The 26,140-nt window shown below is 65.3% G+C and carries 22 protein-coding genes; 16 read left to right on the top strand and 6 right to left on the bottom strand.

Features of this window, described 5'->3' with window-relative positions:
• Positions 1 to 20 precede the first annotated feature (20 nt).
• From ACVIIW_RS21310 to alkB, 8 genes are all read left to right on the top strand, one after another.
• A complete protein-coding gene (locus ACVIIW_RS21310) occupies positions 21 to 947 on the top strand; it encodes a branched-chain amino acid ABC transporter permease (RefSeq protein WP_456702520.1) in 927 nt (308 codons plus the stop codon).
• Positions 940 to 1,860 (top strand): branched-chain amino acid ABC transporter permease, encoded by a 921-nt coding sequence (locus tag ACVIIW_RS21315; protein ID WP_456702521.1) that lies wholly within the window; start codon positions 940 to 942, stop codon positions 1,858 to 1,860. Before ACVIIW_RS21310 ends, ACVIIW_RS21315 begins: the two co-directional genes overlap by 8 nt.
• Positions 1,850 to 2,581: an ABC transporter ATP-binding protein gene (locus tag ACVIIW_RS21320; RefSeq protein ID WP_456702522.1), complete on the top strand. Its 732-nt coding sequence runs from the start codon at positions 1,850 to 1,852 to the stop codon at positions 2,579 to 2,581. Before ACVIIW_RS21315 ends, ACVIIW_RS21320 begins: the two co-directional genes overlap by 11 nt.
• On the top strand, positions 2,571 to 3,290 hold the full coding sequence (locus ACVIIW_RS21325) for an ABC transporter ATP-binding protein (protein ID WP_456702523.1): 720 nt from the start codon (positions 2,571 to 2,573) through the stop codon (positions 3,288 to 3,290). The genes ACVIIW_RS21320 and ACVIIW_RS21325 overlap by 11 nt, the downstream gene beginning before the upstream one ends.
• Positions 3,291 to 3,332: 42 nt before the next feature.
• Entirely contained in the window at positions 3,333 to 4,682 is a 1,350-nt protein-coding gene (locus ACVIIW_RS21330; protein ID WP_456702524.1) for an amidase, read from the top strand.
• Positions 4,675 to 5,361, top strand: coding sequence for a DUF2848 domain-containing protein (locus ACVIIW_RS21335; RefSeq protein WP_456702525.1), 687 nt, complete (start codon positions 4,675 to 4,677; stop codon positions 5,359 to 5,361). The genes ACVIIW_RS21330 and ACVIIW_RS21335 overlap by 8 nt, the downstream gene beginning before the upstream one ends.
• Before the next feature lie 176 nt (positions 5,362 to 5,537).
• Positions 5,538 to 6,284, top strand: a complete 747-nt coding sequence (locus ACVIIW_RS21340) for a 2OG-Fe(II) oxygenase (protein WP_456702526.1) — start codon at positions 5,538 to 5,540, stop codon at positions 6,282 to 6,284.
• A 9-nt stretch (positions 6,285 to 6,293) separates the two neighbouring features.
• Positions 6,294 to 6,947, top strand: a complete 654-nt coding sequence (alkB, locus tag ACVIIW_RS21345; protein ID WP_456702527.1) for a DNA oxidative demethylase AlkB — start codon at positions 6,294 to 6,296, stop codon at positions 6,945 to 6,947.
• A gap of 55 nt (positions 6,948 to 7,002) precedes the next feature.
• Here the strand turns inward: alkB and ACVIIW_RS21350 are convergent, their stop codons facing one another.
• Genes ACVIIW_RS21350 through hpaH form a run of 6 tightly spaced genes read right to left on the bottom strand, consistent with a single transcriptional unit; the run spans position 7,003 to position 13,302 of the window.
• Positions 7,003 to 8,628, bottom strand: a complete 1,626-nt coding sequence (locus tag ACVIIW_RS21350) for a thiamine pyrophosphate-dependent enzyme (RefSeq protein WP_456702528.1) — start codon at positions 8,626 to 8,628, stop codon at positions 7,003 to 7,005.
• Between the two features lie 19 nt (positions 8,629 to 8,647).
• On the bottom strand, positions 8,648 to 9,517 hold the full coding sequence (locus tag ACVIIW_RS21355; RefSeq protein ID WP_456702529.1) for a fumarylacetoacetate hydrolase family protein: 870 nt from the start codon (positions 9,515 to 9,517) through the stop codon (positions 8,648 to 8,650).
• 3 nt (positions 9,518 to 9,520) lie between these two features.
• Positions 9,521 to 10,504 carry a 3,4-dihydroxyphenylacetate 2,3-dioxygenase gene (gene hpaD, locus ACVIIW_RS21360; RefSeq protein WP_456702530.1) on the bottom strand — a complete coding sequence of 328 codons (984 nt, stop codon included), beginning with the start codon at positions 10,502 to 10,504 and terminating at the stop codon, positions 9,521 to 9,523.
• Positions 10,505 to 10,531: 27 nt separating this feature from the next.
• A complete protein-coding gene (hpaE, locus tag ACVIIW_RS21365; protein ID WP_456702531.1) occupies positions 10,532 to 12,070 on the bottom strand; it encodes a 5-carboxymethyl-2-hydroxymuconate semialdehyde dehydrogenase in 1,539 nt (512 codons plus the stop codon).
• Positions 12,063 to 12,461, bottom strand: coding sequence for a 5-carboxymethyl-2-hydroxymuconate isomerase (locus tag ACVIIW_RS21370; protein ID WP_456702532.1), 399 nt, complete (start codon positions 12,459 to 12,461; stop codon positions 12,063 to 12,065). The genes hpaE and ACVIIW_RS21370 overlap by 8 nt, the downstream gene beginning before the upstream one ends.
• Positions 12,462 to 12,495: 34 nt before the next feature.
• Entirely contained in the window at positions 12,496 to 13,302 is an 807-nt protein-coding gene (gene hpaH / locus ACVIIW_RS21375; RefSeq protein WP_456702533.1) for a 2-oxo-hept-4-ene-1,7-dioate hydratase, read from the bottom strand.
• Between the two features lie 113 nt (positions 13,303 to 13,415).
• Here hpaH and hpaR point away from each other — a divergent pair, with 113 nt between their 5' ends.
• The 8 genes from hpaR to ACVIIW_RS21415 all read left to right on the top strand — a co-directional run bounded on the left by hpaR (position 13,416) and on the right by ACVIIW_RS21415 (position 25,995).
• Positions 13,416 to 13,931 carry a homoprotocatechuate degradation operon regulator HpaR gene (gene hpaR / locus ACVIIW_RS21380; RefSeq protein WP_456702534.1) on the top strand — a complete coding sequence of 172 codons (516 nt, stop codon included), beginning with the start codon at positions 13,416 to 13,418 and terminating at the stop codon, positions 13,929 to 13,931.
• A 340-nt stretch (positions 13,932 to 14,271) separates the two neighbouring features.
• Complete coding sequence (locus tag ACVIIW_RS21385) at positions 14,272 to 15,048, top strand: HpcH/HpaI aldolase family protein (RefSeq protein ID WP_456702535.1); 777 nt, start codon at positions 14,272 to 14,274, stop codon at positions 15,046 to 15,048.
• 94 nt (positions 15,049 to 15,142) lie between these two features.
• Positions 15,143 to 16,666 carry a UxaA family hydrolase gene (locus ACVIIW_RS21390; protein ID WP_456702536.1) on the top strand — a complete coding sequence of 508 codons (1,524 nt, stop codon included), beginning with the start codon at positions 15,143 to 15,145 and terminating at the stop codon, positions 16,664 to 16,666.
• Between the two features lie 168 nt (positions 16,667 to 16,834).
• Positions 16,835 to 20,104, top strand: coding sequence for a transglutaminase family protein (locus ACVIIW_RS21395; RefSeq protein ID WP_456702537.1), 3,270 nt, complete (start codon positions 16,835 to 16,837; stop codon positions 20,102 to 20,104).
• A gap of 27 nt (positions 20,105 to 20,131) precedes the next feature.
• Positions 20,132 to 22,654, top strand: coding sequence for a circularly permuted type 2 ATP-grasp protein (locus ACVIIW_RS21400; protein ID WP_456702538.1), 2,523 nt, complete (start codon positions 20,132 to 20,134; stop codon positions 22,652 to 22,654).
• A complete protein-coding gene (locus tag ACVIIW_RS21405) occupies positions 22,651 to 23,529 on the top strand; it encodes a transglutaminase family protein (RefSeq protein ID WP_456702539.1) in 879 nt (292 codons plus the stop codon). The genes ACVIIW_RS21400 and ACVIIW_RS21405 overlap by 4 nt, the downstream gene beginning before the upstream one ends.
• Positions 23,530 to 23,689: 160 nt before the next feature.
• Complete coding sequence (locus ACVIIW_RS21410) at positions 23,690 to 24,364, top strand: formyltransferase family protein (protein WP_456702540.1); 675 nt, start codon at positions 23,690 to 23,692, stop codon at positions 24,362 to 24,364.
• Positions 24,361 to 25,995 carry a tetratricopeptide repeat protein gene (locus ACVIIW_RS21415; RefSeq protein WP_456702541.1) on the top strand — a complete coding sequence of 545 codons (1,635 nt, stop codon included), beginning with the start codon at positions 24,361 to 24,363 and terminating at the stop codon, positions 25,993 to 25,995. Before ACVIIW_RS21410 ends, ACVIIW_RS21415 begins: the two co-directional genes overlap by 4 nt.
• Positions 25,996 to 26,140 lie beyond the last annotated feature (145 nt).

Genomic DNA, 26,140 nt, shown 5'->3' on the forward strand with positions numbered 1-26,140 from the left:
AACCCGGGAGCCGGCTTGCGATGCTGACCTACGCGTTGGTCGCCGGCGTGCTGTTCGGGCTGTATTTCAGCCTGGTCGGTATGGGACTCAATCTCGTCTTCGGCGTCATGCGCATCGTCAATCTTGCGCATGGCGACGTGTTGATGCTCGGCGCCTTCGTGGCGCTGGGCGTCGTCACCCTGGCGGGGATAGACCCGCTGTTCGCGGTGCCGCTGGCATTCGTCTTGTTTCTGCTGGTCGGCACGCTGCTCTATTGGGTGCTGGTGCCGCGCCTGCAGGGATCCGCAAATCCGGAAATGCTGTCGATCATCCTGTTTTTCGGCCTCTCGCAGGTGGTCGAAGCCATCACCACGATCTTCGCAGGCACCAGCGAGCGCTCGATCCAGAGCCGGCTGCTCGGCACGGTTTTCTCGACCATCCAGGCGCAGCTGTTCGGCGGCAAGCCTGGGCCGAGCGGCCCCATTCGCATCCTCGGTCAGGGGTTTCCTGCGCCCTGGGTGATCGCGGCGGCAACCAGCCTGGTCGCGATCGGCCTTGTCTACGTTTATCTCTATCGCACGCGGCTCGGCACTTTGACGCGCGCCGTGATGTCGCGACGCGACGAGGCGCTGGCCTCGGGCATCGACGTCGATCGCGTCTCGGCCGCGGCCTTCGGAATCGGACTTGGGCTTGCTGCGGTTGCGGGCGTGTTTGCGCCGTTCATGTTCGGTTCGATCACGCCGGCTTTCGGTGCTGACGCGACCGTGACGTCGTTTGCGATCGTCGTGCTGGGCTCGCTCGGCAATCCGCTCGGCACTGCGCTTGGTGGCGTCGTCTACGGCGTCTGCTACATGATGGTGCAGACCTATCTCAGCTCGTGGGCCGACCTTCTGCCCTACGTGCTGCTGATTCTGATCCTCTTGCTACGTCCGAGCGGCCTGCTTGGAAGGCGGGTGCGCGTTGCCTAGTGCCGTCAAGCATGTGCTGCTCATCCTGGTGCCGTTGATCGCCGCGTTCGCGATCCTGCCGGGCCTCTACCAGAATCATCTGCTGCTGTTCAATTTCGTCACGTTCCTGATCCTCGCGCAGGGCGTCAACATCATCTACGGATTCACCGGCTATCTACCCTTCGGCTACGTCGGCTTCTTCGGGGCCGGTGCTTACGGATTTGCGGTGCTGGTGATGCACTACCAGTCGCCGGCGATCGTGGCGGTGCTGGCGTCGGGGCTGGTCGCCGTCCTGCTCGGCCTCTTGCTGACGCCATTGCTGCGGCTGTCCGGTGCCTATTTCGCCATTGCCAATCTCGCTGCGTCACTGGCCGTGCTGCATCTTGTCGCCAACCCCGCATTGGAGGGCATCACCAAGGGGCCGTACGGCGTGTCGCTGACGGGCACGTTCAACCCGACATACGCCTACTATGCGGCCCTGGTCGTGCTGGCGCTGACGGTGGGCGGCGTCGTCTTCCTGAAGAACTCGAGCTTCGGGCTGGCACTGCAGGCCGTCCGCGAAGACGCGGTGAGCGCGTCGATGTCCGGGGTCAACGTCGTCAAGATGCGTATCGCCGCATGGCTCGCGTCGGCCCTGGTGGCGGGGCTCGCGGGCGGCATTTATGCCTGGTACGTCTCCGTGTTTTATCCCGACAACGTCTTCAGCGGCGATTTCAGCATCTTCGCGATCGTCTTCGCGCTGTTCGGCGGTGTTGCGACGATCTCCGGTCCGATCATCGGCGTCTTGATCCTGTACGGCGTCTACAACCTGATCGGGTTCACGACCCCGCAATATTTCCAGCTCATCTACGGTCTCCTCATCATGGGGTTGGTGTTGTTCCTGCCGGCCGGCCTGGTCTCGCTGGCGACGCGGAGGGGCTGGAATGTCCCCTGATACGAAACCCATTCTCAGCGTCCGCAAGCTGGTGAAACGCTTTGGCGGCTTCGTCGCACTCGACGGCTTGAGCTTTCATGCCGCGCCAGGTGAAGTGTTGGGGCTGGTCGGTCCGAACGGGTCGGGAAAGACTACGGCCATCAACGTGATATCAGGCCTCTACGCACCTGATGGCGGAGACGTCGTGTTCGACGACGTCTCCATCGGCGGCACTGCGTCCCACAAACTTGTCCATCGCGGTATCAACCGGACTTTCCAGGTGCCGAAGCCGTTCATGTCGCTGACCGTACGCGAGAACGTCAGGGTGGCCTTGGCCTACGGGCACATCGGAGGAACGCCGCCGGGGCTCGACGCGCTGCTTGACGAATATCGTCTGGCCGCCGTCGCGGATCGTCCGGCCGCCGATCTCAACAGCGCGCAGCAGAAGATGCTGGATCTGGTTCGCGCGTTGGCCACGCGACCACGCCTGCTGCTGCTCGACGAGCTCGCAGCCGGGCTCAATCCCGCCGAGCTCGACTGGATTGCCGAGCGGATCAAGCAGCTTGCCGCAAGCGGCATGTCGATCATCGTCGTCGAGCATCTGATGGGGTTCATCGAGCACATCACCGATCGTGTCATCGTTCTCAATGCCGGCAAGGAGATCTTCGAAGGCAAGCTCGCTGCGGCCGTGAAGGAACCGCAGGTGATCGAGGTGTTTTTGGGAGGCGAGCATGCCGCCTGACGCAACGCCTCTTCTTCACGCAGAAGGCGTCGATGCGGGCTACGGCACCATGCAGGTGCTGTGGGGCGTCGATCTCGATGTCAAAGCGGGCGAGACGGTGCTGCTGCTCGGCGCCAATGGTGCCGGCAAGACCACGTTCCTGAAATCGCTGGTCGGCCTGGTCGAGGCCCGTCACGGCAGCATCGCGCTGGCCGGGCGGAATATCGCGCATATGCGCTCCAGTGACCGCATGAAGCTCGGCATGACCTACATGTCGGAGCTCGCGGTGTTTCCCGACCTGTCGATCGAGGAGAATATTCTGGTCGGGGCTCAGGCGCTGGGACATGCCAATCCCCGCCGGCGACTCGACGAGCTCTACGGTCTGTTTCCTGTGCTGCGCGACAAGCGCCGCGACGCGGCCTCCAGCCTGTCGGGCGGACAGCGCAAGATGCTCGGGATCGCCAAGGCGCTCGCGGCCGAGCCGAAGCTTCTCGTCATGGACGAGCCCTCGGCCGGGCTGTCGCCCCTGTTCGTCAAGGAGGTCATCCGCATTCTGAACGGCCTGCAGGGGCGCGGCATCGCGCTTTTGATCGCGGAGCAGAATATCGGTTTCCTTGAAGTGGCAACGCGCGTATTTGTTCTGGAAGGCGGGCGCATTCGCTTTTCCGGCAGCGTTGCCGAGATGACCGACAACGAGGCGCTGCGGCGCGCCTATTTTGGATTGAAATAGCGCGGCGACGTTGTGGCCGCGCCCGACGCAGGCGAACCAGACATGCCGAATGCCCCGACCCTCGCTACATTGGCCGACGACCTCGAAAGCGGCCGTACCACCTCGCGCAAGCTGGTCGAGGCCTGCATCGCCAGGATCGCCGATCCGGCCGGCGAGGGGCAGCGCACCTTCATCCGTGTCGACAAGGATGCTGCGCTCGCGACGGCCGATGCGATGGATGCCCTGCGCAAGGCCAAGGCCGCGCCGTCGCGCTATGCCGGTATCCCGGTCTCGATCAAGGATCTGTTCGACATCAAGGGCCAGGTGACCCGCGCCGGGTCCCGCGCGCTCGACGATTCCCCGCCGGCCGAGCAGGACGCCGCCACGGTGGCGCGGTTGCGCAAGGCCGGCTTCGTCGTGATCGGCCGCACCAACATGACCGAGTTCGCCTATTCCGGCATCGGCATCAATCCGCACTATGGCACACCCAAAGGCGCCTGGAACCGGGCCGAGGGCCACGTGCCCGGTGGCTCGTCCTCCGGCGCCGCCGTCTCCGTGCTGGATGGCATGGCGCACGGCGCGCTCGGCACCGACACCGGCGGCTCCTGCCGCATTCCCGCCGCCTATAACGGCATCGTCGGCTACAAGCCGACGCAGCGCCGCGTGCCGCTGGACGGTTCCGTGCCGCTGTCGTTCTCGCTCGACAGCATAGGACCCCTGGCGCGATCGGTCAGCTGCTGCGCCATTCTCGATGCGGTGCTCGCGAACGAGGCGATCACAGCGCTGAAGCCGCGCCCGGTGAAGGGAATGCGGCTGGCGGTGCCGACCACCATCGCGCTCGAGGATCTCGATTCAGCGGTTTCCGAGACGTTCGAGCGCGCGCTGAAGTCGCTCGCCGATCACGGCGCCATCATCGAGCGGATCGAGATGCCGGAGTTCCACGACATCGGCCCGATGAACGCCAAGGGCGGCTTTGCGGCGTCCGAAAGCTTCGCCTGGCATCGCTACCTCATCACCTCCAAGGGCGACGTCTACGACCCCCGCGTGTCCGTGCGCATCATGCGCGGCGAGGCGCAGAGCGCGGCCGACTACATCGATCTCCTCAACGAGCGCCGCTCGTTGATTGCGCGGGTCAACGCCCGCATCGCAGTCTTTGACGGGCTGGTGCTGCCGACCACCGCCAACACTCCGCCGAAGATCGCTGATCTCGCCGACGACAAGGCCTTCACCACCCAAAACATGCGCGCGCTGCGCAATTGCACCCTGATCAACATGATCGACGGCTGCGCCATCTCGCTGCCGGCGCATCGCGAGGGCGAGGTGCCGGTCGGCCTGATGCTTGCAGGCGCGGGTGGCTCCGATCGCCGCATCTTCGAGCTGGCTGCGGGCATGGAGGCCGTCATCCGTGTTTGACCTCACTTTCACCGTCGACGCGGAGGATACCACCACGCCGCTGACGCTGGCGATCGATCAGATGGTCATCGCCGGCTGGACCGGCCGCGATCCCGTTGCGCGCGACAAGCACATCGCCGAGCTGCAGGAGATGGGTATCGCCCCGCCGGCCTCCACCCCGATCTACTACCGCGCCTCGGCGCGGCGGCTGACCCAGGAAGACAGCATCGAATGCACCGGCGGAAATTCTTCCGGCGAAGTCGAGTTCGTGCTGATCGGCTGGCAGGGCCGTATCTTCGTCGGGTGCGGCTCCGACCACACCGACCGCAAGGTCGAGGCCTACAGCGTGACTGTCTCCAAGCAGATGTGCGACAAGCCGATCGCCTCCACGCTGTGGGAGCTCGAAGACGTCATCGGCCATTGGGACAAGCTGATCCTGCGCTCCTACGCCACGATCAACGGCGTGCGCGTGCTCTACCAGGAGGGCACGCTGGACGCGATGCTGCCGGTCGCCGACCTGATCGCGCGAGGCTTCGAGGGCGGAAAATTCCCCGACGGCTGCGCCATGTTCGGCGGCACCTTCGCCGCCAAGGGCGGCATCCGCCCGGCCGAGCGCTTCGATTTCGAGCTTGAGGATCCCGTGCTGAAGAGGACGATCAGGCATGGCTACCACGTGGTGACGCTGCCGGTGAGGGGCTGATCTCTCTCCGCCGTGGTGGCGCGCGCCGCAGCTCTCTCCTCCGTCATTGCGCGCGAAGCGATCCAGACCGGTTCCGCGGTGGGACTCCGGATTGCTTCGCTCCGCTCGCGATGACGGAGAGGGACTCATCGGAAATCGGGTGGCGGAGCGAACGTCCGGCTGCGAAGGTGATTGCCATGACAATGACCGCACGTAAATCAGCTCAACTTTCGCTTCCTGACCTCGCCTCCCATGTCGAGGCCCTCGACTGGCCCCAAATCGCCGCCGAACTCGATTCCCACGGCTGCGCCGTGTTGAAGGGCCTGCTCACGCCCGACCAGTGCCGCGCCATCTCCGCCCTCTATTCCGACGACGCGCACTTCCGCAGCCGCATCGTCATGGGGCGCCACGGTTTTGGCCGCGGAGAATACAAATACTTCTCCTATCCGCTGCCCGATATCATCGCCCAACTGCGCCCGGCGCTCTACGCACATCTGCAAGGCGTCGCTAACAGCTGGAATGAGGCAATGGGGATCGACATCCGCTATCCCACGGCGCATGCGACCTTCCTGAAGCGCTGCCACGAGGCGGGGCAGCCGCGGCCGACGCCGCTGCTGCTGCAATACGAGGCTGGCGACTACAATTGCCTGCATCAGGATCTCTATGGCGAGCACGTGTTCCCGCTTCAGGTCGCGATTCTCCTGTCCGAGCCCGGCCGCGATTTCACCGGCGGCGAGTTCGTGCTGACCGAGCAGCGCCCGCGCATGCAGTCGCGCGCCGAGGTGGTTCCGCTGGCACAGGGCGATGCGGTTGCTTTCGCTGTGCATCACCGTCCGGTGCAGGGGACGCGCGGCACATATCGCGTTAATCTGCGCCATGGCGTCAGCCGGATCAGGTCCGGTCAGCGCCACACGCTGGGTGTGATCTTTCACGATGCCAAATGAGCGCCGCGATTGACGGCTGATCTGTTCGATAGCGTTGCCGAGGCCCAGCCGTCGCGCGAGGAATTCGCCGTCGGCGCCGTGCTGCTGCGCGGCTTCGTCAGGCCGATCGAAAGCGAGCTGATCGAAGCAGTGCGCGCCATCGTGGCGCAGTCGCCGTTCCGCCGCATGACGACGCCCGGCGGCTACCAGATGTCGGTCGCCATGACCAATTGCGGCGAGCGCGGCTGGATCACCGATCACACCGGCTATCGCTATGATCCCATCGATCCGCGCACCGGCGCGCCGTGGCCGGCGATGCCGCAAGTGCTGCGCGATCTCGCCCGCCGCGCCGCGGAGCAGGGTGGCTTCCAAAGCTTTGCGCCCGATGCCTGCCTGGTCAATCGCTACGAGCCCGGCACGCGGCTGTCGCTGCATCAGGACAAGGACGAGCTGGATTTCTCGGCACCGATCGTCTCGGTCTCGCTCGGCCTGCCCGCGACCTTCCTGTTCGGCGGCCTGGCGCGCGCCGACAAGCCGCGCCGTTTTCGGCTTGTTCATGGTGACGTCGTGGTCTGGGGCGGGCCTAGCAGGCTCGCCTTTCACGGCGTGGCGCCGCTCGCGGCGGGCGAGCACCCGCTGCTCGGGCGCATCAGGATCAATCTGACGTTCCGCCGGACGCGCTGATTTCCGGCTCCCGCGAGGGGAGAAGGGAAGAGTCCCGGAAAGCCGATGTCTCCGTCTACGGCTTCGGCGGGTGAATGAACGCCCACGGGCTGACTTCCGAATCTCTCGTCACCTCGACCGAGATCAGATAGGGGCCGCCATGCGCGAGCGCCTTCTCCATCGCCGCCTTGAACTGATCCGGCGCGGTGACGCGCGCGGAGGCGACACCAAAGGATTCCGCCAACTTCACGAAGTCGGGATTGACCAGATCCGACGCCACCACGCGGCCGTCGAAGCGTTCGCGCTGGTCGCGGCGGACATTGCCATAGGCGTTGTTGTTGAACACCAGCGTCACCACGCCGATGTTGAACTGCACGGCGGTGGCGAGTTCCTGCACGCCGAACATGAAGCCGCCATCGCCGGTGATCGCCACCACGGGCTTGTCAGGATTGGCGACCTTGGCGCCGAGCGCGGTCGGGAAGCCCGAGCCGAGCGTGCCCTGATAGCCCGAGGTGATGAAGGTACGCGGCTGGTAGATCGGAAAGCCGTACCAGGAGGCGAAGCCGAACTGGGACAATTCGTCTGTGACGATTGCGCTCGCCGGCAGCACCTCACGCAAAATGTTGAGATAAGCCATCTGCGGCTGGACGCGCTGGATCTCTGCCAGCGCGGCCGCACTGGCCTCGCGGATCGCGGCGCGGCGGCTCGACGCCTTGCTGTAGCCCGCCTTGCTGACGGCGGCGGCGAGATCGGCGGTTGCGGCCTTGGCGTCAGCGACGATCGCGGTGTTCGACGGGTAGCGCCGCATCTCGACGGGATCGATGTCGATGCGGATGCTCTTGAGGCCGTCGGGCTGGTATGGCCAGCGCGACATGGTCGGCAACTCCAGCCGCGTGCCGATGCCGATCATCAGGTCCGTCTTCGGCCAAAGCTTGTAGGCGGCGGCCATGGTCAGGCCAAGCTCGTGCGCATTGGAGACGATGCCGCGGCCGCTGCGGAAGGCGACCACGGGTGCATCGATCATTTCGGCCAGCTCGAGGATTTCCTCGCGCGCCTCGATCGCGCCGCTGCCGACGAAGATCATCGGCGCCTTGCTGCCTTTGATGAGCGCGGCGGCCTGCTTGATCATGTCAGGGTCGGGTTGCGGCGCGGGCAGTGGCTCCAGCACCTGCGCTGCGGCGGTGTCGGCGCGCTGCGTAAAAATGTCCCAGGGCATCTCGACCGAGGCGGGGCCGCGCCGGCCTGAGGTCATCTCCTGGAAGGCTCGTGCCACGGTGGTCGGCGCGTTAGCCGGATGTTCGATACGGTCAGCCCATTTCACATAGCTGCGCAAGGTGGCGAGCTGATCCGGCATCTCGTGCAGATGGCCGCGCCCCTTGCCGAGAAATTGCGTCGGCACCTGGCCGGTGACGCACAGCACCGGCTCGTTGCAGCCGAAGGCGGTGAGCAGCGCCGCGCTCGCATTGAGCACGCCGGGGCCGGGCACCACGCTGAATACGCCTGGCTTGCCGCTCGAACGGGCATAGCCGAACGCCATGTAGCCGCAGGCCTGCTCGTGCCGCGCGCCGATGACCTTGAGCCGGGCTTGGTGGAAGGCGTCGAACAGGCCGTAGACCTGTGCGCCGGGCAGGCCGAACACGGTGTCGACACCGTGGGCGACGAGCCCGCTTACGATCGCTTCGCCGCCGGTGAGGGTGGTCATTGCATCATTCCAATCTTGTTCAGGCTTCGTCGACGACACCGTTGCGCAAGATGCCGATGCCTTCCGCTGCGACCTCGATCACATCTCCGGGCTTCAGATAGCGCGGCGGATCGAACCGCGCACCGGCGCCGGTCGGCGTGCCCGTGACGATGATGTCGCCGGGCACGAGCGTCGCGAAGGTCGAGATATAGCTGATGAGATAGCGGAACGGAAACATCAGCCGGCTGGTGCGGTCGTCCTGCCTCAGTTCGCCGTTGACATGCGTGGTCAGGCGGATATCGGCAAGCTGGGCTTCCCTGGTGTAAGGCACCAGCCATGGCCCGAGGCTGCCGCTGGAATCGAAATTCTTGCCCTGCGTGACGTTGAATTTGGCGTGGCGCAGCCAGTCGCGCACCGAGCCTTCGTTGCAGAGCGTCAGTGCGGCGATGTGATCGAGCGCGGCGCTTTCCTTGATGTGCCGGCCCTCCTTGCCGATCACCAGCACGATCTCGCCCTCGTAGTCGAGCTGCGCCGAAGCGTGCGGACGCACCAGTGGCGTGTCGTGGCCGACGAAGGAGCGTGGCCCCCGCATGAACATGCTCGGATATTTCGGCGCGTCCTGGCCGTCCTTGTACTCGGCATTGCGGTCAGGATAGTTGACGCCGATGCAGATGATCTTTTCCGGTGCGGGCACCGGCGGCAGCCAGGTGATCTCGCTGAGCGCGTGAACCGGCGTGCGGCCGGCGGCTTCCTCGGCAAGGCTCACCAGCTTGCCGGCCGCGATGATCTCGCGCAGCGTCGGATAGTCTTTCGCATAGCGCGCCGAGAGATCGACAATGCCGCCCTCCAAGACGGCGCCGTAACGGGTTTCACCCTTGACCGAGTAGGTGGCGAGGCGAGGGAGTTTCATGGCTCAATCCGCCACCAGCACGTCGGCCACGAATTTCGGCTCGCGCACGGCCTGGCCCGGGAACGGCGAGCCCTGCTCGAACCAGGAGCGCGGCGCCGGCGCGCCCCACAGCGTCTGGCGGCGCGGATCGCGCAGCGACCAGCGCAGCGGTTCGTGGTCGTGATCTCCGGTAAAGTAATCGCTGGTGTAGAGCTCCAGCCGATGTCCATCAGGATCGCGGACGTAAAGGAAGAATGCGTTCGAGATGCCGTGACGGCCGGGGCCGCGCTCGATGTTCTTGACGAAACCTGCGGAGGCCATGACGTCGCAGAGATGGATGATGTTCATCGCCGTCGGCGTCCAGTAGGCGAAATGATGCAGCCGCGGGCCCTTGCCGTTGGTGATCGCAAAATCGTGGACATTGCCCTTGCGATGCATCCAGGCCGCCGCGATGCGGCCATTCGGTCCGTCCTCTTCGGCGTATTCGGTGAGACGGAAGCCGAGCCGCGCGTAGAACTCGACGGTGTCCTGCACCTCGGCCGCAAACACGTTGAAATGATCGAGCCGCTGCGGGTGGCATCCCCGGTAGAGATCGAAGCGGCGCAGCAGATGCGGTCGGCGCTCCATCGCCGCATAGAGCTCGATCTCGAAGCCGAAGGGGTCGGTGAATTGCAGCGTGCGGCCCTGGAACGGCTGATCGACGAAAGCGTAGCCAAGACCGTTCTCGGAGAGAAACTTTGCCGCCTTCTCGAGATCGCCGTCATTGCCGACCTTGAAGCCGAGCCGGTTACAGGCCGGCACCGCCGCCTTGCGCAGCACCAGCGAGTGGTGCTGATGCTCTTCGGCCGCGCGCAGGTAAACGACATCATCGTCGGAATCCTCGACATGCAGGCCGACGACCGTCTCGTAGAACGCGCGGCTCAACTTCAGGTCGGTGACGCCGAGCACGACGTGGCTGGAGCGGATGATGTTGAACGGCGGCTCGAAGATATGTTGCGGTACGGGCATTTGCGTTTCCCCTCGGAGCGACGAGCGTCAGAGTCCCAGTTTCTGGATCTTGTGCGTGCCCCGCGCCAGCGAGACATGCTTGGTCTCCATGTAGAAGTCGAACGAGTAGTCGCCGCCGTCGCGGCCGATGCCCGAGGCCTTCATGCCGCCGAACGGCGTCGGCAGATGGCGGACGTTTTCCGAGTTCAGCCAGATCATGCCGGCCTCCAGCGCGTCGGCGACGCGCAGCGCGCGGCCGACATTGTCGGTCCAGACATAGCCGGTGAGACCATAACGGATGTCGTTGGCGATCTCGATCGCTTCTGCTTCGTCCTTGAAGGGCAGCACGGTCAGGAAGGGGCCGAACACCTCCTCCTGTGCCACGCGCATCTTGCCGTGCGCACCTGTGACCAGCGTCGGCTCGACATAGTGGCCGCCGCCCGGGCCGTCATAGGCCTTGCCGCCGACCGCGATCGTGGCGCCATCCTGGCGCGCGACGTCGAAGTAGGAGCAGACCTTTGCCAGATGCCTCTCGTGGATCAAGGGTCCGATCTCGGTCGCGGGATCCAGGGGATGGCCGACCTTCAGCGCCTTTACGCGCGCCGTCAGCTTCGCCACGAATTTTTCGGCGATGGTCTGCTGGACCAGCAGCCGGCTCGAGGAGGTGCAGCGCTCGCCATTGAGCGAGTAGATCATGAACACGACGGCATCGAGCGCGCGGTCGAGATCGGCATCGTCGAACACGATCACCGGGTTCTTGCCGCCGAGCTCGAAATGAACGCGTTTCAGGGTCGGCGCGCCCTGGACCATGATGGCGGAGCCCGTCGCGCTCTCGCCGACGAAGCCGATCGCCTTGATGGCGGGATGTTCGGTCAGCGCCTTGCCGGCTTCTTCGCCGAAGCCGTGCACGGTGTTGAGCACACCGTCGGGCACGCCGGCGTCCTTGGCGAGCTTTGCCAGAACAGCGGCCGTCACCGGCGACCATTCGGCCGGCTTGTGCACCACCGTGCAGCCGGCTGCGAGCGCGGGAGCGATCTTCCAGGTTGAGAGCATGAACGGCGTGTTCCAGGGCGTGATCACGCCGACCGGGCCGATCGGGACGCGCGTCGAGATGTTCCAATGCTCGTCGCTCGGCGTACTGAGGCCATCGCGCGCCTCGGCGCATTTGTCGGCGAAGAAGCGGAAATTCTCGGCCGCCCGAATCGCGGCCTTGGCCATGAAGCGATAGGCCTGCCCCGTGTCGATGCATTCGAGCACGGCGATGTCTTCGGCGTTGTCCTCGATCGCGTCCGCGACGCGATGCAGCAGCTTCTTCCGCATCGCGGGGCCCATGTCCCGCCAGGATCTGAACGCGAGCGCGGCGGCGGTGGCCGCGCGATCGATATCCTCGGCGTTGCCACGGGCGACGCTCGCGAGCGTTGCACCATCCACCGGCGATTTCGTCTCGAACCTCTCGCCCGAGATCGACGGGACGATCTTGCCGTCGATCATGTGATCGATCCCGTCCGCCTGCAGCTTCTTCAGCAGCGGCGCTGCGCGGTCGCGATTGGCCTGGAACATGTCGGCTTTGGGTGTTGGCTTATCCATGGGCTGTCTCCACTTTCAGGGCGTCGTGGATGTTGTTGCGCTTCCAGCTGGTGTCCTTGTCGTTGATCTGCATGTCGAACGACAGGGCGAACTTGCCGGCGGTGAAGACAGGATCAAGATGCTTCGAGAGCGCCTGGAAGACGTGCTCCCCCGCTTTCTGGCGGGTCGGAAGATCGCGCCCCTCGCCGATGCGCAGCACCATGTCCAGGAAACCGTAGTCCTGCCCGGCGTCGGCGATCGCATAATGCTCGCATTTGATGGCGCGGACGCGGATGCCGCCGAGCGGGAAGATGCCCGTCTCGACCGCGGCCTTGCGCACGACTTCGCAGACGGCGCCGATGTCGAGGCGGCTGTCGAGATTGGCCGAATATTCGATCGTGAAATGCGGCATGGCGGTTTCATTCCCCGTGTCGTCTTATTGCTTTCTAAGCGAAGTAGCAGCTGACCGAGCCGTAGGCGCCATAATCGGCTTGAATTGTGTCGCCCCTGCGGGTCTCGATCGGACGGATGAAGGAGCCGGCGAGCACGATCTGGCCGGGCTCCAGCGCAAGCCCGAGCGGCGCGATCTTGTTCGCGAGCCAGGCCACCGATGTGGCGGGATGGTTGAGCACGCCGGCCGCAAGGCCGGTCTCTTCCAGCTGACCGTTCTTGAAGCAGAGCGCACCGATCCAGCGCAGATCCGCCTGCAGCGGCCGGATCGGCCGGCCGCCGAGCACGATGCCGGCATTCGCGGCATTGTCTGCGATGGTATCATGGATCTTGCGCGTGGCTTTGGTGTTGGGGTCGACGCGCTCGATGCGCGTGTCCAGGATCTCGAGCGCCGGCACCACGAAGTCGGTGGCGTTGAGCACATCGAACATGGTGCAATCGGGTCCTTCGAGCCGCTTGCTCATGACGAAGGCAAGCTCAGCCTCGACGCGGGTGGCGATGAAGCGCTCGCTCGGGACGAGGCCGCCATCGGCGAAGAACATGTCGTCGAGCAGCACGCCGGAGTCAGGCTCGTTGATGTCAAGCGCGCTCTGCATCGCCTTCGAGGTCAGGCCGATCTTGTGGCCTTTGACGCGGCGTCCCTCGGCAACCTTGATATCGACCCACGCCTTCTGAATCGCGTAGGCATCGGCGATGGTGATGTAAGGGAAGTCCTGCGAGAGCTGCCGGATCTGCACGCGGGTCTTTTCCGCCTGGTGCAGACGGTTCGCCGAAGCCTGGATATCGTCTTTGGAAAGCGCCATTGATGATCGACCTATGTCGCGGTGCCGGGAGATGCTTAACATGTTAAGTGAATGGGTCAAACACAATTTGAACTTTGCTGCACTGCAAACGTTTCGCGGTCTGAAAGGGCGTCATGGTGAAAAGACCCGCTGACCCCGCCAACGGCGACGCATCTGCGGCGCGACAAGTGCCGATGCGCGATTTCTCGCGCTCGCTGCCGATGTCCTTGCTCAGGGCACGCGAAGCGGTGATGCGGCAATTTCGTCCCAATCTGCGCGAGCACGGTCTGACCGAGCAGCAGTGGCGCATCCTGCGCGCGCTCGCCGCCATCGAGGCCGCCGAGGTGACGGAACTTGCGCGTACCGCGTTTCTCCTCGGGCCGAGCCTGTCGCGGATCCTGCGCGATCTCGAGGCGCGCAATCTGATCGAGCGCAGGACGGCAAAGACGGATCAGCGCCGCAGCATGGTCTCGATCTCCAGGGAAGGCGTCAAGCTGATGGCGTCGGTCGCGCCGTCCTCCGAGGCGATCTATGCCGAAATCACGCAGCGTTTTGGCGCGCGCAAGCTCGCCGAGTTGCAGGAGATGCTTGGAGAGCTCGAAGAAAGTCTGGCGGGACTAGGCGGCGACGGGACTGGTGCCGAGGAGTGAAAGCGCATACGCGCGGCCGGGCGACGCCAGCCAAGGACATCGCCGGTGTTTTTCGGTCAAAGGCGCTGATTCCCCGCAATCCCGAGTAGAAAAAACCCCGATAGACCGCACCAGGGCAGCATTCTCTTGCCGGACGGCACCGGGGCGGCGATAGTGACCGCACCTCGCGAGGCCGTCAGCTAAAGCGCGACCGCATAGGTCTTGCGTCATTGCGAGCGTAGCGCGGCGGCCCGGTTCGCGGTAACAGCGAGATCGTGCTGTGGCGGCGCCCAGTGCGGGACGAAGGTCCAATAACACCGTCCAAGAACACGGTCCCAAACGAACGAAGAAGGAAGGCAACGTGGCGAATAAGGTCAAGGAAATCTGGAAGTCGGGCAAGGCCGTCGTCAATGCGTGGCTGGCTATACCCTCCGGCTTCTCGGCTGAGATGATCGCGCAATGCGGCTTCGACAGCGTCACGGTCGACATGCAGCATGGCGTGCAGGATTATTTGTCGATGGTGCAGTGCTTCCAGGCCATGGACAAGCATCCCGTGACCCCGATGGTCCGCGTGCCCTGGAACGAGCCCGGCATCATCGGCAAGGTTCTCGACGGCGGCGCCTATGGCGTGATCTGCCCGATGGTCAACACGGCCCAGGAAGCCAGGAACCTCGTTTCCTATTCCAAATATCCGCCGCAGGGCGTCCGCTCAAACGGCCCGATCCGCGCCGGCATGTACGGCACCGCAGGCTCTTATCAGAAGACCGCGAACGCCGACACCATCCTGCTGCCGATGATGGAGACGAAGACGGCTGTCGAGAACATGGAAGCGATCTTCGACGTCGAGGGCATCGACGGCGTCTATATCGGGCCGTCCGATCTCGGTTTCTCCTACGGCCTCGAGCCGAAGCTCGATCGCACCGAGCCCGAGATCCTCGCGATCTACGAGAAGATCATTAGGGAGTGCGGCAAGCGCGGCCTCAATGCGGGCATCCATTGCAGCGGCGCCGAAGGTGCTGCGCGAGCCATCAACATGGGTTTCAAGCTGGTGACGCTCTCAAACGAGGTTGGCCTGATGACCACCTACGCCAAGATGCAGGTCAACGCGACCCGCAAGGATTCGGCCGGCAAGGCCTAGGAAACTTGCGAATGGCGAATGGGGAGTAGCGAATAGCGCTACTCCCCTTTTCCATTCGGAACTCGCCACTCACTATTCGCCCAAGGAGACTCCCATGACCATCAGCCCCGTCATCCGCCTCCATCCCGATGATGGCGTGCTGATTGCGCGCGCGAGCCTGCCGCCGGGGACGGTCGTCGCCGACGGCGTGACCACTGTCGAGCGCATTCCCTCCGGCCACAAGGTTGCGATCAAGCCGTTCGCCGTCGGCGAGCCTGTCATCCGCTACGGCCAGATCATCGGCTTTGCGACCGCGCCCATCGCGCCGGGCCAGCACGTGCATGTGCAGAACATCGGCATGGGCGATTTCGCCAAGGACTATGCCTATTGCGCCGACGTCAAGCCGACGCCGAACTTCGACCTGCCGGCGACCTTCGAGGGCATCCGCCGTCCTGACGGCCGCGTCGCCACGCGCAATTACATCGGCATCCTCACCTCCGTGAATTGCAGCGCGCATGTCGCGGGCCTCGTCGCCGACGTCTTCAAGAAGAATCCCTTCACCGGCGACAATCCGCTGGCCGAATTCCCCAACGTCGACGGCGTGGTCGCGCTGACCCACAAGACCGGCTGCGGCATGACGCAGAACGAGCCGCTCGCGCTGCTCCGCCGCACGCTCGGCGGCTATGCGCGGCACGTCAATTTCTCCCACGTCATCGTGCTCGGCCTCGGTTGCGAGGTGAACCAGATCGGCGGGCTGATGGAAGAGCAGAAGCTCGCCGGCCGCCTGCGCGCGATGGACATCCAGGAGGTCGGCGGCACCCGCAAGACGGTGGAAGCCGGCATCGCCTTCGTGCGCGAGGCGCTCGCCGACTCCAATAAGGTGAAGCGCGAGCCCGTGCCGGTGAGCGAGCTCACCGTGGCGCTGCAATGCGGCGGTTCGGACGGTTATTCCGGCGTGTCGGCCAATCCGGCGCTGGGTGCGGCGAGCGATCTCATCGTGCGTCACGGCGGTACCGTCATTCTGTCGGAAACGCCGGAGACCTACGGCGCCGAGCATCTCTTGACGCGCCGCGCGGTCAGCCGCGAGGTCGGCGAGAAGCTCGTCGATCTGATGCGCTGGTGGGACGAATACACTGAGCGCGAAGGCGCCGAGATGAACGCCAATCCGAGCCCCGGCAACAAGGCCGGCGGTCTCACCACCATCCTGGAGAAGTCGCTCGGCGCGATGGCGAAGGCGGGCACCACCAATCTCGTCGACGTGCTGCGCTACGCCGAGCCGGTGACCAAGCGCGGCTTCGTGTTCATGGACACGCCCGGCTACGATCCGGTCGCCGCAACCGGCCAGGTCGCCGGCGGCGCCAATCTCGTCTGCTTCACCACCGGCCGCGGCAGCGTGTTCGGCTGCAAGCCGGCGCCCTCGATCAAGCTTGCCACCAACACGCCCATGTACAAGCGCATGGAAGAGGACATGGACGTCAATTGCGGCACCATCCTCGAGGGCGAGGAGACCGTCCAGGAGTGCGGCCAGCGCATCTTCGATCTCATCCTGAAGACCGCCTCGGGACAGCGGACCAAGAGCGAAAGCTTCGATTTCGGCGGCGCCGAGTTCGCGCCCTGGGTGTTAGGGGCGACCATGTGAGAGGGGCGAATGGCCAACAGGGAGTAGCGAATAGAGCAAGTCTTCGGCAATTCGCCGTGCGCTACTCACCACTCGCCCGTGCCGTAGGCACGCACTGCCCGTTGTTAGTGCTTGATCGAGGTCACATCAGGTGTTCTGCTCAAAAAAGCTGCTGGAGCACCGCACCCCGTGTCGATCTACGTCGCACTGCATCACGTCACGCACTACAAATACGACCGCCCGATCGATCTGGGACCGCAAACCATACGCCTGCGGCCGGCGCCGCACACGCGGACGCCAATCCTGAGCTATTCGCTCAAGGTCACGCCATCAAATCATTTCGTGAACTGGCAGCAGGATCCGCAAGGTAACTGGCTCGCCCGCTACGTCTTCCCGGAAAAGGCCACCGAGCTGAAATTCGAGGTCGACTTCACGGCGCAGATGACGACGGTCAATCCGTTCGATTTCTTCGTCGAGCCCTACGCCGACAGCTTTCCGTTCGAATATCCCCGGGATCTCAAGAGCGAGCTGGCGCCGTATCTCGAGACCATCAAGCCCGATCCAGCGTTCGCCAAATATCTGGCCTCGATTCCGCGCGAGGCGCCGAACACGGTCAACTTCCTGGTCGAGCTCAATCGCGAACTGCAGAAGAAGATCAACTACATCATCCGCATGGAGCCTGGCGTGCAGACGCCGGAGGAGACGCTGACCTCCTGCGCCGGATCATGCCGCGACTCCGCCTGGCTGTTGATCCAGACCTTCCGTCATCTCGGTCTCGCCGCCCGTTTCGTCTCCGGCTATCTGGTCCAGATCCGCCCCGACATCGACCCGATCGAGGGACCGCCCGAGGTCGAGAACGACTTCACCGATCTGCACGCCTGGGCCGAGGTTTACCTGCCGGGCGCGGGCTGGATCGGCTTCGATGCGACATCAGGCATGTTGGCAGGCGAGGGGCACATCCCCGTTGCCGCCACGCCGCATTATCGCTCTGCCGCGCCAATCTCCGGCGCTGCCAGTTTTGCCGAAGTCGAGTTCGCCTTCGACATGAGCGTGCGACGTATCCGCGAGGCGCCGCGCATCACAAAACCGTTCTCCGACGAGTCGTGGGCCCGACTCAACGATCTCGGCGAGCAGGTCGATGGCGATCTCGCGGCGCAAGACGTGCGGCTCACCATGGGCGGCGAGCCGACTTTCGTGTCCGTGGATGATCTCGAAGCGGCGGAATGGAACACGGAAGCTGTGGGCCCGACCAAGCGCGCCCTTGGCGACGAACTGATCCGCCGCCTGCGCACGCGCTTTGCGCCGGGCGGTCTGCTGCATTACGGGCAGGGCAAGTGGTATCCGGGCGAGAGCCTGCCGCGCTGGGCCTTCGGCCTCTACTGGCGCAAGGACGGCGCGCCGATCTGGAAGAATGCCGACCTGATCGCGAAGATCGAAAATCCCAGGCGGGCCCAGACCGAGGACGCCGAGGATTTCATGGAAGGTATGGCCGCGCGTCTGGGGCTCGATCCCGGCTACATCATCCCGGCCTACGAGGACACGGTCTACTGGCTTCAGAAGGAAGCCGAGCTTCCGCTCAATGTCGATCCCTCCAACTCGCAATTGTCCGATCCCGAAGCGCGTGCGCGCATGGCGCGGGTGTTCAATCAGGGCCTCCGCGCGCCACGCGGCTTCGTGCTGCCCGTGCAGCGCTGGAATGCGCCGCCGCGCTGGCGCAGCGAGCGCTGGCAACTCCGGCGCGGTCACCTGTTCCTGTCGCCGGGCGATTCCCCGCTCGGTCTGCGCCTGCCGATCGGCTCGCTCGGCTACGTGCCGCCCGATCAATATCCCTATGTCGTCGAGCAGGACCCGATGGAGGCGCGCGGCAAGCTTCCGGTGTTCACGCTCCCCGAGCGCCCGAAAGCGCCGCCGCGGGTCGCGCCCGAGCAGCTCAACACGTCGATTCCCGTCCGGACCGCGCTGTCCATCGAGGTTCGCGACGGCGTGATCTGCGCGTTCATGCCACCGGTCGAGCGCATCGAGGATTATCTCGAACTGGTCGCGGCGGTCGAGGCCACCGCCGAGGAGATGCGGCTCCAGGTCCATGTCGAAGGCTATGCCCCGCCATTCGATCCGCGCATCGAGGTGATCAAGGTGACGCCCGACCCTGGTGTCATCGAGGTCAACATCCAGCCGGCGCAGAGCTGGCGCGAGGCGGTCGAGATCACCTCCGGCCTCTACGAGGACGCCGGCAAGGTGCGTCTCGGCGCCAATCGCTTCCTCGTCGACGGCCGCCATACCGGCACCGGCGGCGGCAATCACGTCGTGATCGGCGGCTCGAGCCCGCAGGATTCGCCGTTCCTGCGCCGCCCCGATCTGCTGAAGAGCCTCGTGCTGTACTGGCAGCGGCATCCGTCGCTGTCCTATTTCTTCTCCGGCCTCTTCATCGGCCCGACCAGCCAGGCGCCGCGCATCGACGAAGCTCGCCATGACAGCATCTACGAGCTCGATATCGCGCTCTCGCATGTGCCGCCGCCGGGCTATCAGGCGCCGCTATGGCTGGTGGACCGGCTGTTCCGGCATCTGCTCGTCGACATCACCGGTAACACCCATCGCGCCGAGATCTGCATCGACAAGCTCTATTCGCCTGACGGTCCCACCGGGCGGCTCGGCCTCGTCGAATTCCGCGCGCTCGAAATGCCGCCGGACCCGCGCATGTCGCTGGCGCAGCAACTCTTGATCCGCGCGCTGATCGCAAAATTCTGGCGCGAGCCGCAACAAGGCAAGTTCGTGCGCTGGGGCACCGCGCTGCATGATCGCTTCATGTTGCCACATTTCATCTGGGAAGATTTCCAGAACGTGCTCTCCGAACTCAAGACATCAGGTTATCCGTTCGAGCCGGAATGGTATCTGGCCCAGCTCGAATTTCGCTTTCCCGCCTTTGGCCGCATCCACCATGGTGGCGTGACGCTGGAATTGCGCCAGGCCCTGGAGCCCTGGCATGTGCTCGGCGAGGAAGGGGCGGCCGGCGGCACCGTGCGCTACGTCGATAGCTCGGTCGAGCGGCTTCAGGCCAAGGCGGAGGGTTTTGTGGAGGGCCGCCACGTCGTGGCCTGCAACGGCCGCCGCCTGCCGATGACCTCGACCGGCCGCTCAGGCGAAGCCGTGGCGGGCGTCCGCTTCAAGGCCTGGCAGCCGGCCTCCGGCCTGCATCCGACCATCCCGGTCCACGCGCCCCTGACGTTCGACCTGATCGACACCTGGAACGGCCGCTCGCTCGGCGGCTGCGTCTACCACGTTGCCCATCCCGGCGGTCGCAACTACGACACCAAGCCCGTCAACACGTACGAGGCCGAGGCGCGGCGGCTGGCGCGCTTCCAGGACCACGGCCATACGCCCGGCCCGATGCAGCCGCCGCCCGAGGAACGCACAAATGAATTTCCGCTGACCCTCGACTTGCGGACACCGCTCCTGCAATGAGTATGGGGGTGGGGCAGGGAGAGGCGCATGGGCGAGGGCGCGGCCGAACAGGACAAGGCGGGTCAGGCACAAGGACAGCGTGAAGGCCAGCGCCGCCTCGCGCAGTGGGTCCGCGATTACAGCCGCCTGCCCGGCATTCCCGACGAATTTCTCGGGCCTGACGGCGCCCCGCGCGCGGTCTGGAGCCGGTTCTTCGATGCTTTCGGCACGCTCGCGCCCGACGAGGTCGAGCGGCGCTTCGGCATGGCCGATCGTCACCTGCGGGAGGCGGGCGTCACCTACCGCGCGCCAGGCGACAGCGCCGACCGGCCCTGGGCGATCAGCCATCTGCCCCTGCTGATTGACGAAGCCGACTGGACGCAGCTCTCTGCCGGCATCACCCAGCGTGCCGAGCTCTTGGAGCTCGTGCTGCGCGACATCTATGGAGAGGGGCGGCTGGTGGCGGAAGGCGCGCTGCCCGCGGGCGCGATCGCCGGCAGCCCTGAATTCCTCCGGCCCGTCTGCGGCGTGCCGCCGCCCGGCGGGCGTTATCTCTCGCTCTATGCCGCCGATGTCGGCCGCGGCCCTGATGGCCGCTGGTGGGTGCTCGGCGATCGCACGCAGGCGCCGTCAGGCGCGGGCTACGCGCTGGAGAACCGCCTGGTTCTCTCGCGCGCCTTCTCCGATCTCTACCAGTCGATGAACGTGCCGCGCGTCGCGCCGTTCTTCGAGGCGTTTCGCGATTCACTTCGCGCGCGCGCGGATCGCGACGAGCCGCGCATCGGCGTGCTCACGCCCGGCAGTTTCAGCGAGACCTATTTCGAGCATGCGACGTTGGCGCGCTATCTCGGCTTCCTGCTGGTTGAGGGTGACGATCTCGCCGTGAGCGACAATCGCATCCACATCCGTACCGTCGCAGGGTTGAAGCGGCTGGACGTCCTCCTTCGCCGCGTCGACTCCAATTCGCTCGATCCGCTCGAGCTCGATGCCTCCTCGCATCTCGGCGTGCCCGGCCTGATCGACGTGCTGCGCAAGGACGGCGTCGTCGTCGCCAACATGCCGGGCTCGGGCGTCCTGGAGGCGAGGGCGCTGCTCGGCTTCCTGCCGGCGCTCAGCCGTCGCCTGCTCGGCGAAGAGCTGAAGATGCCGCACATCGCGACCTGGTGGTGCGGCCAGAAATCGGCGCGCGACGAGGTGTTGTCCCGGCTCGACGAGGTCGCGATCGAAGGCGCTTATCGGCGCGGCGTGCCCGGCTTCGATACGAGCGGCCCGGTGCTGGCGAGCGAGCTCGACGCGGCCGGACACCGGCGCCTGATCGATGCCATCAGCGCGCGCGGTATGGATTATGTCGGCCAGGAGGTGGTGCGGCTCTCCACCATGCCGGTCTGGGAGCAGGGCCAGCTCACGCCACGCCCCTTCGTGCTGCGCGTGTTTGCCGCCGCGACGCCCGACGGCTGGGCGATCATGCCCGGCGGTTTCTGCCGGATCGCCGAGCGGCCGGATGCACGTGCGGTGTCGATGGGCGACGGCGCGCGCGCTGCCGACGTCTGGGTGGTCTCGGACAAGAAGGTGGCGACCGCGTCCCTGCTGCCGGCGACCGACAAGGTGCGCATCCGCCGGATCGCCGGCGTGTTGCCGAGCCGGGCCGCCGACAATCTGTTCTGGCTCGGCCGGTATCTCGAGCGTGCGGAGGCAACCTTGCGTCTCGTGCGCGCGCTGGGCTCGCCGAGCGGCCCCAACAAGGGCACCTCCGCCTCGCTGCAATCGGCCGAGCGCATCCAGCGCCTGCTGGTGACCTGGGGCGCGATCTCGCAGACCTCGCGCGCCGCACCGGGGCGGATCGTCGCCGAAGCGTTGCAGAGCGAGGCGCGGTTCGGCTCGGCACTGTCGCTGGTACGCGCGGCATTGCGCACGGCGACCTCCTTGCGCGAGCGGCTGTCGCCCGATGCCTGGCAGGTCATCACCGAGATGGCCGAGCGCCTTGCCTACGAGGTCGAGGACGACGACAGCGTGCTGAGCGCGGCCGAGTTGACCTTGCAGGAGCTTGCGAGCTTCGCGGGCCTCGCACAGGAGAACATGAACCGCGCCGCCGGTTGGCGCTTCCTCGATATCGGCCGCCGCACCGAGCGCGCCATCAACACCACGCGTTTTGCCCGGCAGTTTGCTTATGACGAGGCCTGCGACGAGGATCTCGACATCCTGCTGACACTGGTGGATTCCCAGATCACCTATCGCTCGCGCTATTTGCTGGCGCCCATCCTGGCGCCGGTTCGCGACCTCGCGGTGCTCGACAGCTACAATCCGCGCTCGGTCGCATTCCAGGTCGCGACCCTGAACGAGCACATCGCGGCATTGCCGAGCCTGAAGGAGCACGGTCTGATCGAAAAGCCGCAGCGGCTCGCGGTGGCGGTGCAGGCGATGCTGGCCACTGCCGAGGCCGAGAAGCTCGAGGCCAAGACGCTGTTCGCGCTGGAGCAGGATCTACTCAGCCTCGCCGAGGCGATCGGGCTGCATTATTTCCCGCACGGCCCGAATGCGAGCCGGCCGGAAAAGCTGACGGGGCTGGCGTGATCTACGACATCAGGCATGTCACCACTTACGAGTATGAGAGCCCGGTCAGCTTCGCGCGCTGCACGCTGCGGCTCGAGCCGAAGAGCGGTCACGGTCAGGACTTGATCTCGTACAAGCTCGAGATCCGTCCGCGTCCGTCCGAGCGCCATGTCCGCCGCGACTTCTTCGGCTCGCTGACGGAGAGCGTGGTGATCGAGGCTGCGCATCGCAATTTGCGCATCGATTCACGTTCTCGTGTCTGCGTCGCGCGCAAGCCGCCGGCACGCGATGCCGTCAGCCCGTCCTGGGAGAGCATTCGCGACGTCGCGTTTGAGGCGACCAGCCTCGGGCCGGCCTCGCCGGTCGGCTATGTCTTTGCGAGCCCGCTGGTGCCGGTGCTGCGCCCCGTCAGTGCCTATGCCGCCGAGAGCTTTGCGCCCGGTGTCGGCATCCTCGCCGGCGCCGTCGGTCTCATGCATCGGATCCGCACGGAGTTTCGCTACGACCCGAAGGCCACGGTGATCTCGACGCCGCTCCACGAAGTGTTCGACAAGCGTCACGGCGTCTGCCAGGATTTTGCGCACGTCATGATCGCAGGACTTCGCGGGCTTGGCCTGCCGGCGGCCTATGTCAGCGGCTATTTGCGCACCATTCCGCCGCCGGGCCAGCCGCGTTTGCAGGGCGCCGACGCGACCCATGCCTGGGTGTCGCTGTGGTGCGGCGCCGATCTCGGCTGGATCGATTTCGATCCGACCAACGATCTCCTGGTCGCCAATGACCACATCACGCTGGCGGTCGGCCGGGACTTCTCCGATGTGTCGCCGGTCGACGGCATCATCGTCGGCTCGCCCAAACAGAAGCTCGGCGTCGCCGTGGACGTGTTGCTGGTGGAGTGAACGTAGTTTCACCGCTCCCGTTTTGTGAACGAATGCGTACAGCTGAGGGAAATTTGTTTCTCCGTGTTTCCTGGATGTGCCGAACGCAGGTCCATTAACACGCTATTAACGCTGCCCCGCGACATATTGGCTCACTTTCAACGATGCTGAAGCCGAACCCATGGTCGAGGGACTTGCATTGCTGACGGACGCCGCCGAGCAGGTGGCACTGTCGCGGATCTTGCGCAGCTCCAGGCCGAACCTGACGATCTGGCCGGCCTCGAGCATCGCGGAGCTTCGCAAGATCGACGCCGCGGCCCTTCGCGATGCCCGATTGGTCGCCTTTGCTTCCGGCGTCATCGTGCCATCGGACCTGCTCGCGCGCTTCGGCCATGGCGCCTTCAATTTTCATCCGGGGCCGCCGAGCTATCCGGGCTGGGCCCCGGCACATTTCGCGCTCTATGACCGCGCAGACAGCTTCGGCGTGACCTTTCACGCCATGGCGGAGCGGGTCGATTCCGGTACGATCCTCGACGTCGTGTCGTTTCCGATTCCGCCGGCCAGCACCCTCATGGGGCTCGGCGAGCTCGCTTATGCGCACCTGCTGCAACTGTTCGAAATATGGGCCGAGCCGCTGGCGTGCGAGACCGCACTGACGCCGCGCTGTGCGCTGCCGTGGAGCGGCCGCACCAACACCCGCCGCAGCTACAAGGACGCCTGCGACATCCCGCTGGATATTTCCCGGGACGAATTGCAGCACCGCTTGCGCGCCTTCGGCGGCAATCATTACGGGATCGCGCCGGCGATCAATCTGCACGGTGTCATTTTCACGGCGTCATCTTCGGAGAGCGCATGACGTCAGTGTCGATGGCTCATGAGCTGCCGCCCACCGGCTCGCCGGGCATGGCCGAGCTGCTGCGCGCCGGGCGCGAGCACTACCGGCGCGGCGAGATCAAGCCCGCGATTGCTGCGTTTCAGGCCGGGCTCGCGCTGGCGGCGACGGTGTCGATCGGCGTCGCGGTCGACGGCGTCGCCGACTTGCATGCAGCACTCGCCAATGCCTTCATGCTCTGCGACGATATCGGCTCCGCCGCCGAGAACTGCAAGGCGGCCTTGCGCATCGCGCCGCATCTCGTTGCCTGCTGGTGCAACCTCGGCATCGTACACCAGCGCGGCGGCCGGACGCAGGACGCGATCTCGCTTTACCTGGAAGCGCTGCGGCGCAATCCAGGCCATCGCCCTTCGCGCACGAATCTGGTCCAGGCACTGGTGACGACGCGGCAGTTCGGAATCGCGAAAACGCTTCTGCTCGAATTGCTGGAAGAGACGCCCGAGGATGCCGATCTGCGCAGCCAGCTCGGCAAGCTCTGCTTCGAGCTCGGCGAGACCGGCGAGGCGGTGGCACAGTTCGAGCGAGCGGTCGCGCTCGCGCCCGAACAGGCCCAGAATTTCTACTGGGTCGGAGCGATCCGTCAGGCGCGCGGCGAGTTGGAGGCGGCACGGGCCGCTTACGCCCACGCCGCACACGTGCATCCGATCCTGCGCCGGCAAGCCACTCAATCGCCGCCGGCGTTTCGGGCGCTGGCCTTGTTTGCGCCCTTCGTCGGCAACACGCCGGTCGAATTTCTCTTCAAGGACTGCGCCTACCAGACCAATATCCTGTCGCTGTTATCAGGTAGCCAGCCGGATATCGCGCTGTTGGCGCGCGAGGCTGATGTCGTCATCAATCTCCTCTCCGACGCCGATCAGGGCGCTGAACTGCTTCCTCTCGCCATCACGATCGCGCGAAGCCTCGGAAAACCCGTCGTCAACGATCCCGCAAAAATCCAGAATACCACGCGCGATGCCACGGCGCTGGCACTCGCAGACGTCGCAGGCTGCCGCGTGCCACGCACCATCCGCGTCGCGGCCGGCAAGGAGCTTGCGGGCGGGCTCGAGCTCGTCTTCCCGGTGCTGGCGCGTCAGGCCGGCATGCATGGCGGCGACGTTTTCGAGAAGCTCGATGACGCCGCGGTGCTGACCGCGTTTCTCGCGGCTCATGCCGACCATGATCGCTACGTGATCGACTATATCGACTATCGCTCTGCCGACGGCTTCTTCCGCAAGTACAGGTTCTTGTTCGTCGGCAATGAGATCCTGCCCTATCATCTCGCCGTTGGAGACCACTGGAAGCTTCATCGGGATGCGACCGAGATGGGCCATCACACCTGGATGCAGGACGAGGAGGAGCAATTTCTTCGCGCGCCCGAGCAGATCTTCGGCCCGTCCCATTATCAGGCGTTGCGAGTCATTCGCGATTGCATCGGCCTCGATTATTTCGGCATCGATTGCGGGCTCGACACGAACGACCATCTCGTCGTGTTCGAGGTCAACGCCTCCATGCTCGTGCACGACCAGAATCCGGAATTTCCTTACAAGGACCGGTACATCCACAGGATCAAGCTCGCTTTCGACGGGATGCTCGCGCGCTTGGCGCGAGGGAATTGACGCTGTGGCCCGCTGCGCGGTGGCGGCGTCCTGGTCCGGCCGCGGCAGAGTCCCGGCTCTTCTCGCAAGGTGAACGGCCGGCCAATGGCCGGGCCGGGGAGGTCCTCGCATGGCATGGCCGTGGGGTGCGTCGGACTGTGTCCGC

Source organism: Bradyrhizobium sp. USDA 4449, from assembly GCF_054056275.1.

Bases quoted from the DNA above. Each gene is read 5' to 3' on its own strand.
- ACVIIW_RS21310 (WP_456702520.1), top strand. From the start codon at position 21: ATGCTGACCTACGCGTTGGTCGCCGGCGTGCTGTTCGGGCTGTATTTC.
- ACVIIW_RS21320 (WP_456702522.1), top strand. From the start codon at position 1,850: ATGTCCCCTGATACGAAACCCATTCTCAGCGTCCGCAAGCTGGTGAAA.
- ACVIIW_RS21325 (WP_456702523.1), top strand. From the start codon at position 2,571: ATGCCGCCTGACGCAACGCCTCTTCTTCACGCAGAAGGCGTCGATGCG.
- ACVIIW_RS21330 (WP_456702524.1), top strand. From the start codon at position 3,333: ATGCCGAATGCCCCGACCCTCGCTACATTGGCCGACGACCTCGAAAGC.
- ACVIIW_RS21340 (WP_456702526.1), top strand. From the start codon at position 5,538: ATGACAATGACCGCACGTAAATCAGCTCAACTTTCGCTTCCTGACCTC.
- ACVIIW_RS21350 (WP_456702528.1), bottom strand. From the start codon at position 8,628: ATGACCACCCTCACCGGCGGCGAAGCGATCGTAAGCGGGCTCGTCGCC.
- ACVIIW_RS21355 (WP_456702529.1), bottom strand. From the start codon at position 9,517: ATGAAACTCCCTCGCCTCGCCACCTACTCGGTCAAGGGTGAAACCCGT.
- hpaD (WP_456702530.1), bottom strand. From the start codon at position 10,504: ATGCCCGTACCGCAACATATCTTCGAGCCGCCGTTCAACATCATCCGC.
- hpaE (WP_456702531.1), bottom strand. From the start codon at position 12,070: ATGGATAAGCCAACACCCAAAGCCGACATGTTCCAGGCCAATCGCGAC.
- ACVIIW_RS21370 (WP_456702532.1), bottom strand. From the start codon at position 12,461: ATGCCGCATTTCACGATCGAATATTCGGCCAATCTCGACAGCCGCCTC.
- hpaH (WP_456702533.1), bottom strand. From the start codon at position 13,302: ATGGCGCTTTCCAAAGACGATATCCAGGCTTCGGCGAACCGTCTGCAC.
- hpaR (WP_456702534.1), top strand. From the start codon at position 13,416: ATGGTGAAAAGACCCGCTGACCCCGCCAACGGCGACGCATCTGCGGCG.
- ACVIIW_RS21390 (WP_456702536.1), top strand. From the start codon at position 15,143: ATGACCATCAGCCCCGTCATCCGCCTCCATCCCGATGATGGCGTGCTG.
- ACVIIW_RS21400 (WP_456702538.1), top strand. From the start codon at position 20,132: ATGGGCGAGGGCGCGGCCGAACAGGACAAGGCGGGTCAGGCACAAGGA.
- ACVIIW_RS21410 (WP_456702540.1), top strand. From the start codon at position 23,690: ATGGTCGAGGGACTTGCATTGCTGACGGACGCCGCCGAGCAGGTGGCA.
- ACVIIW_RS21415 (WP_456702541.1), top strand. From the start codon at position 24,361: ATGACGTCAGTGTCGATGGCTCATGAGCTGCCGCCCACCGGCTCGCCG.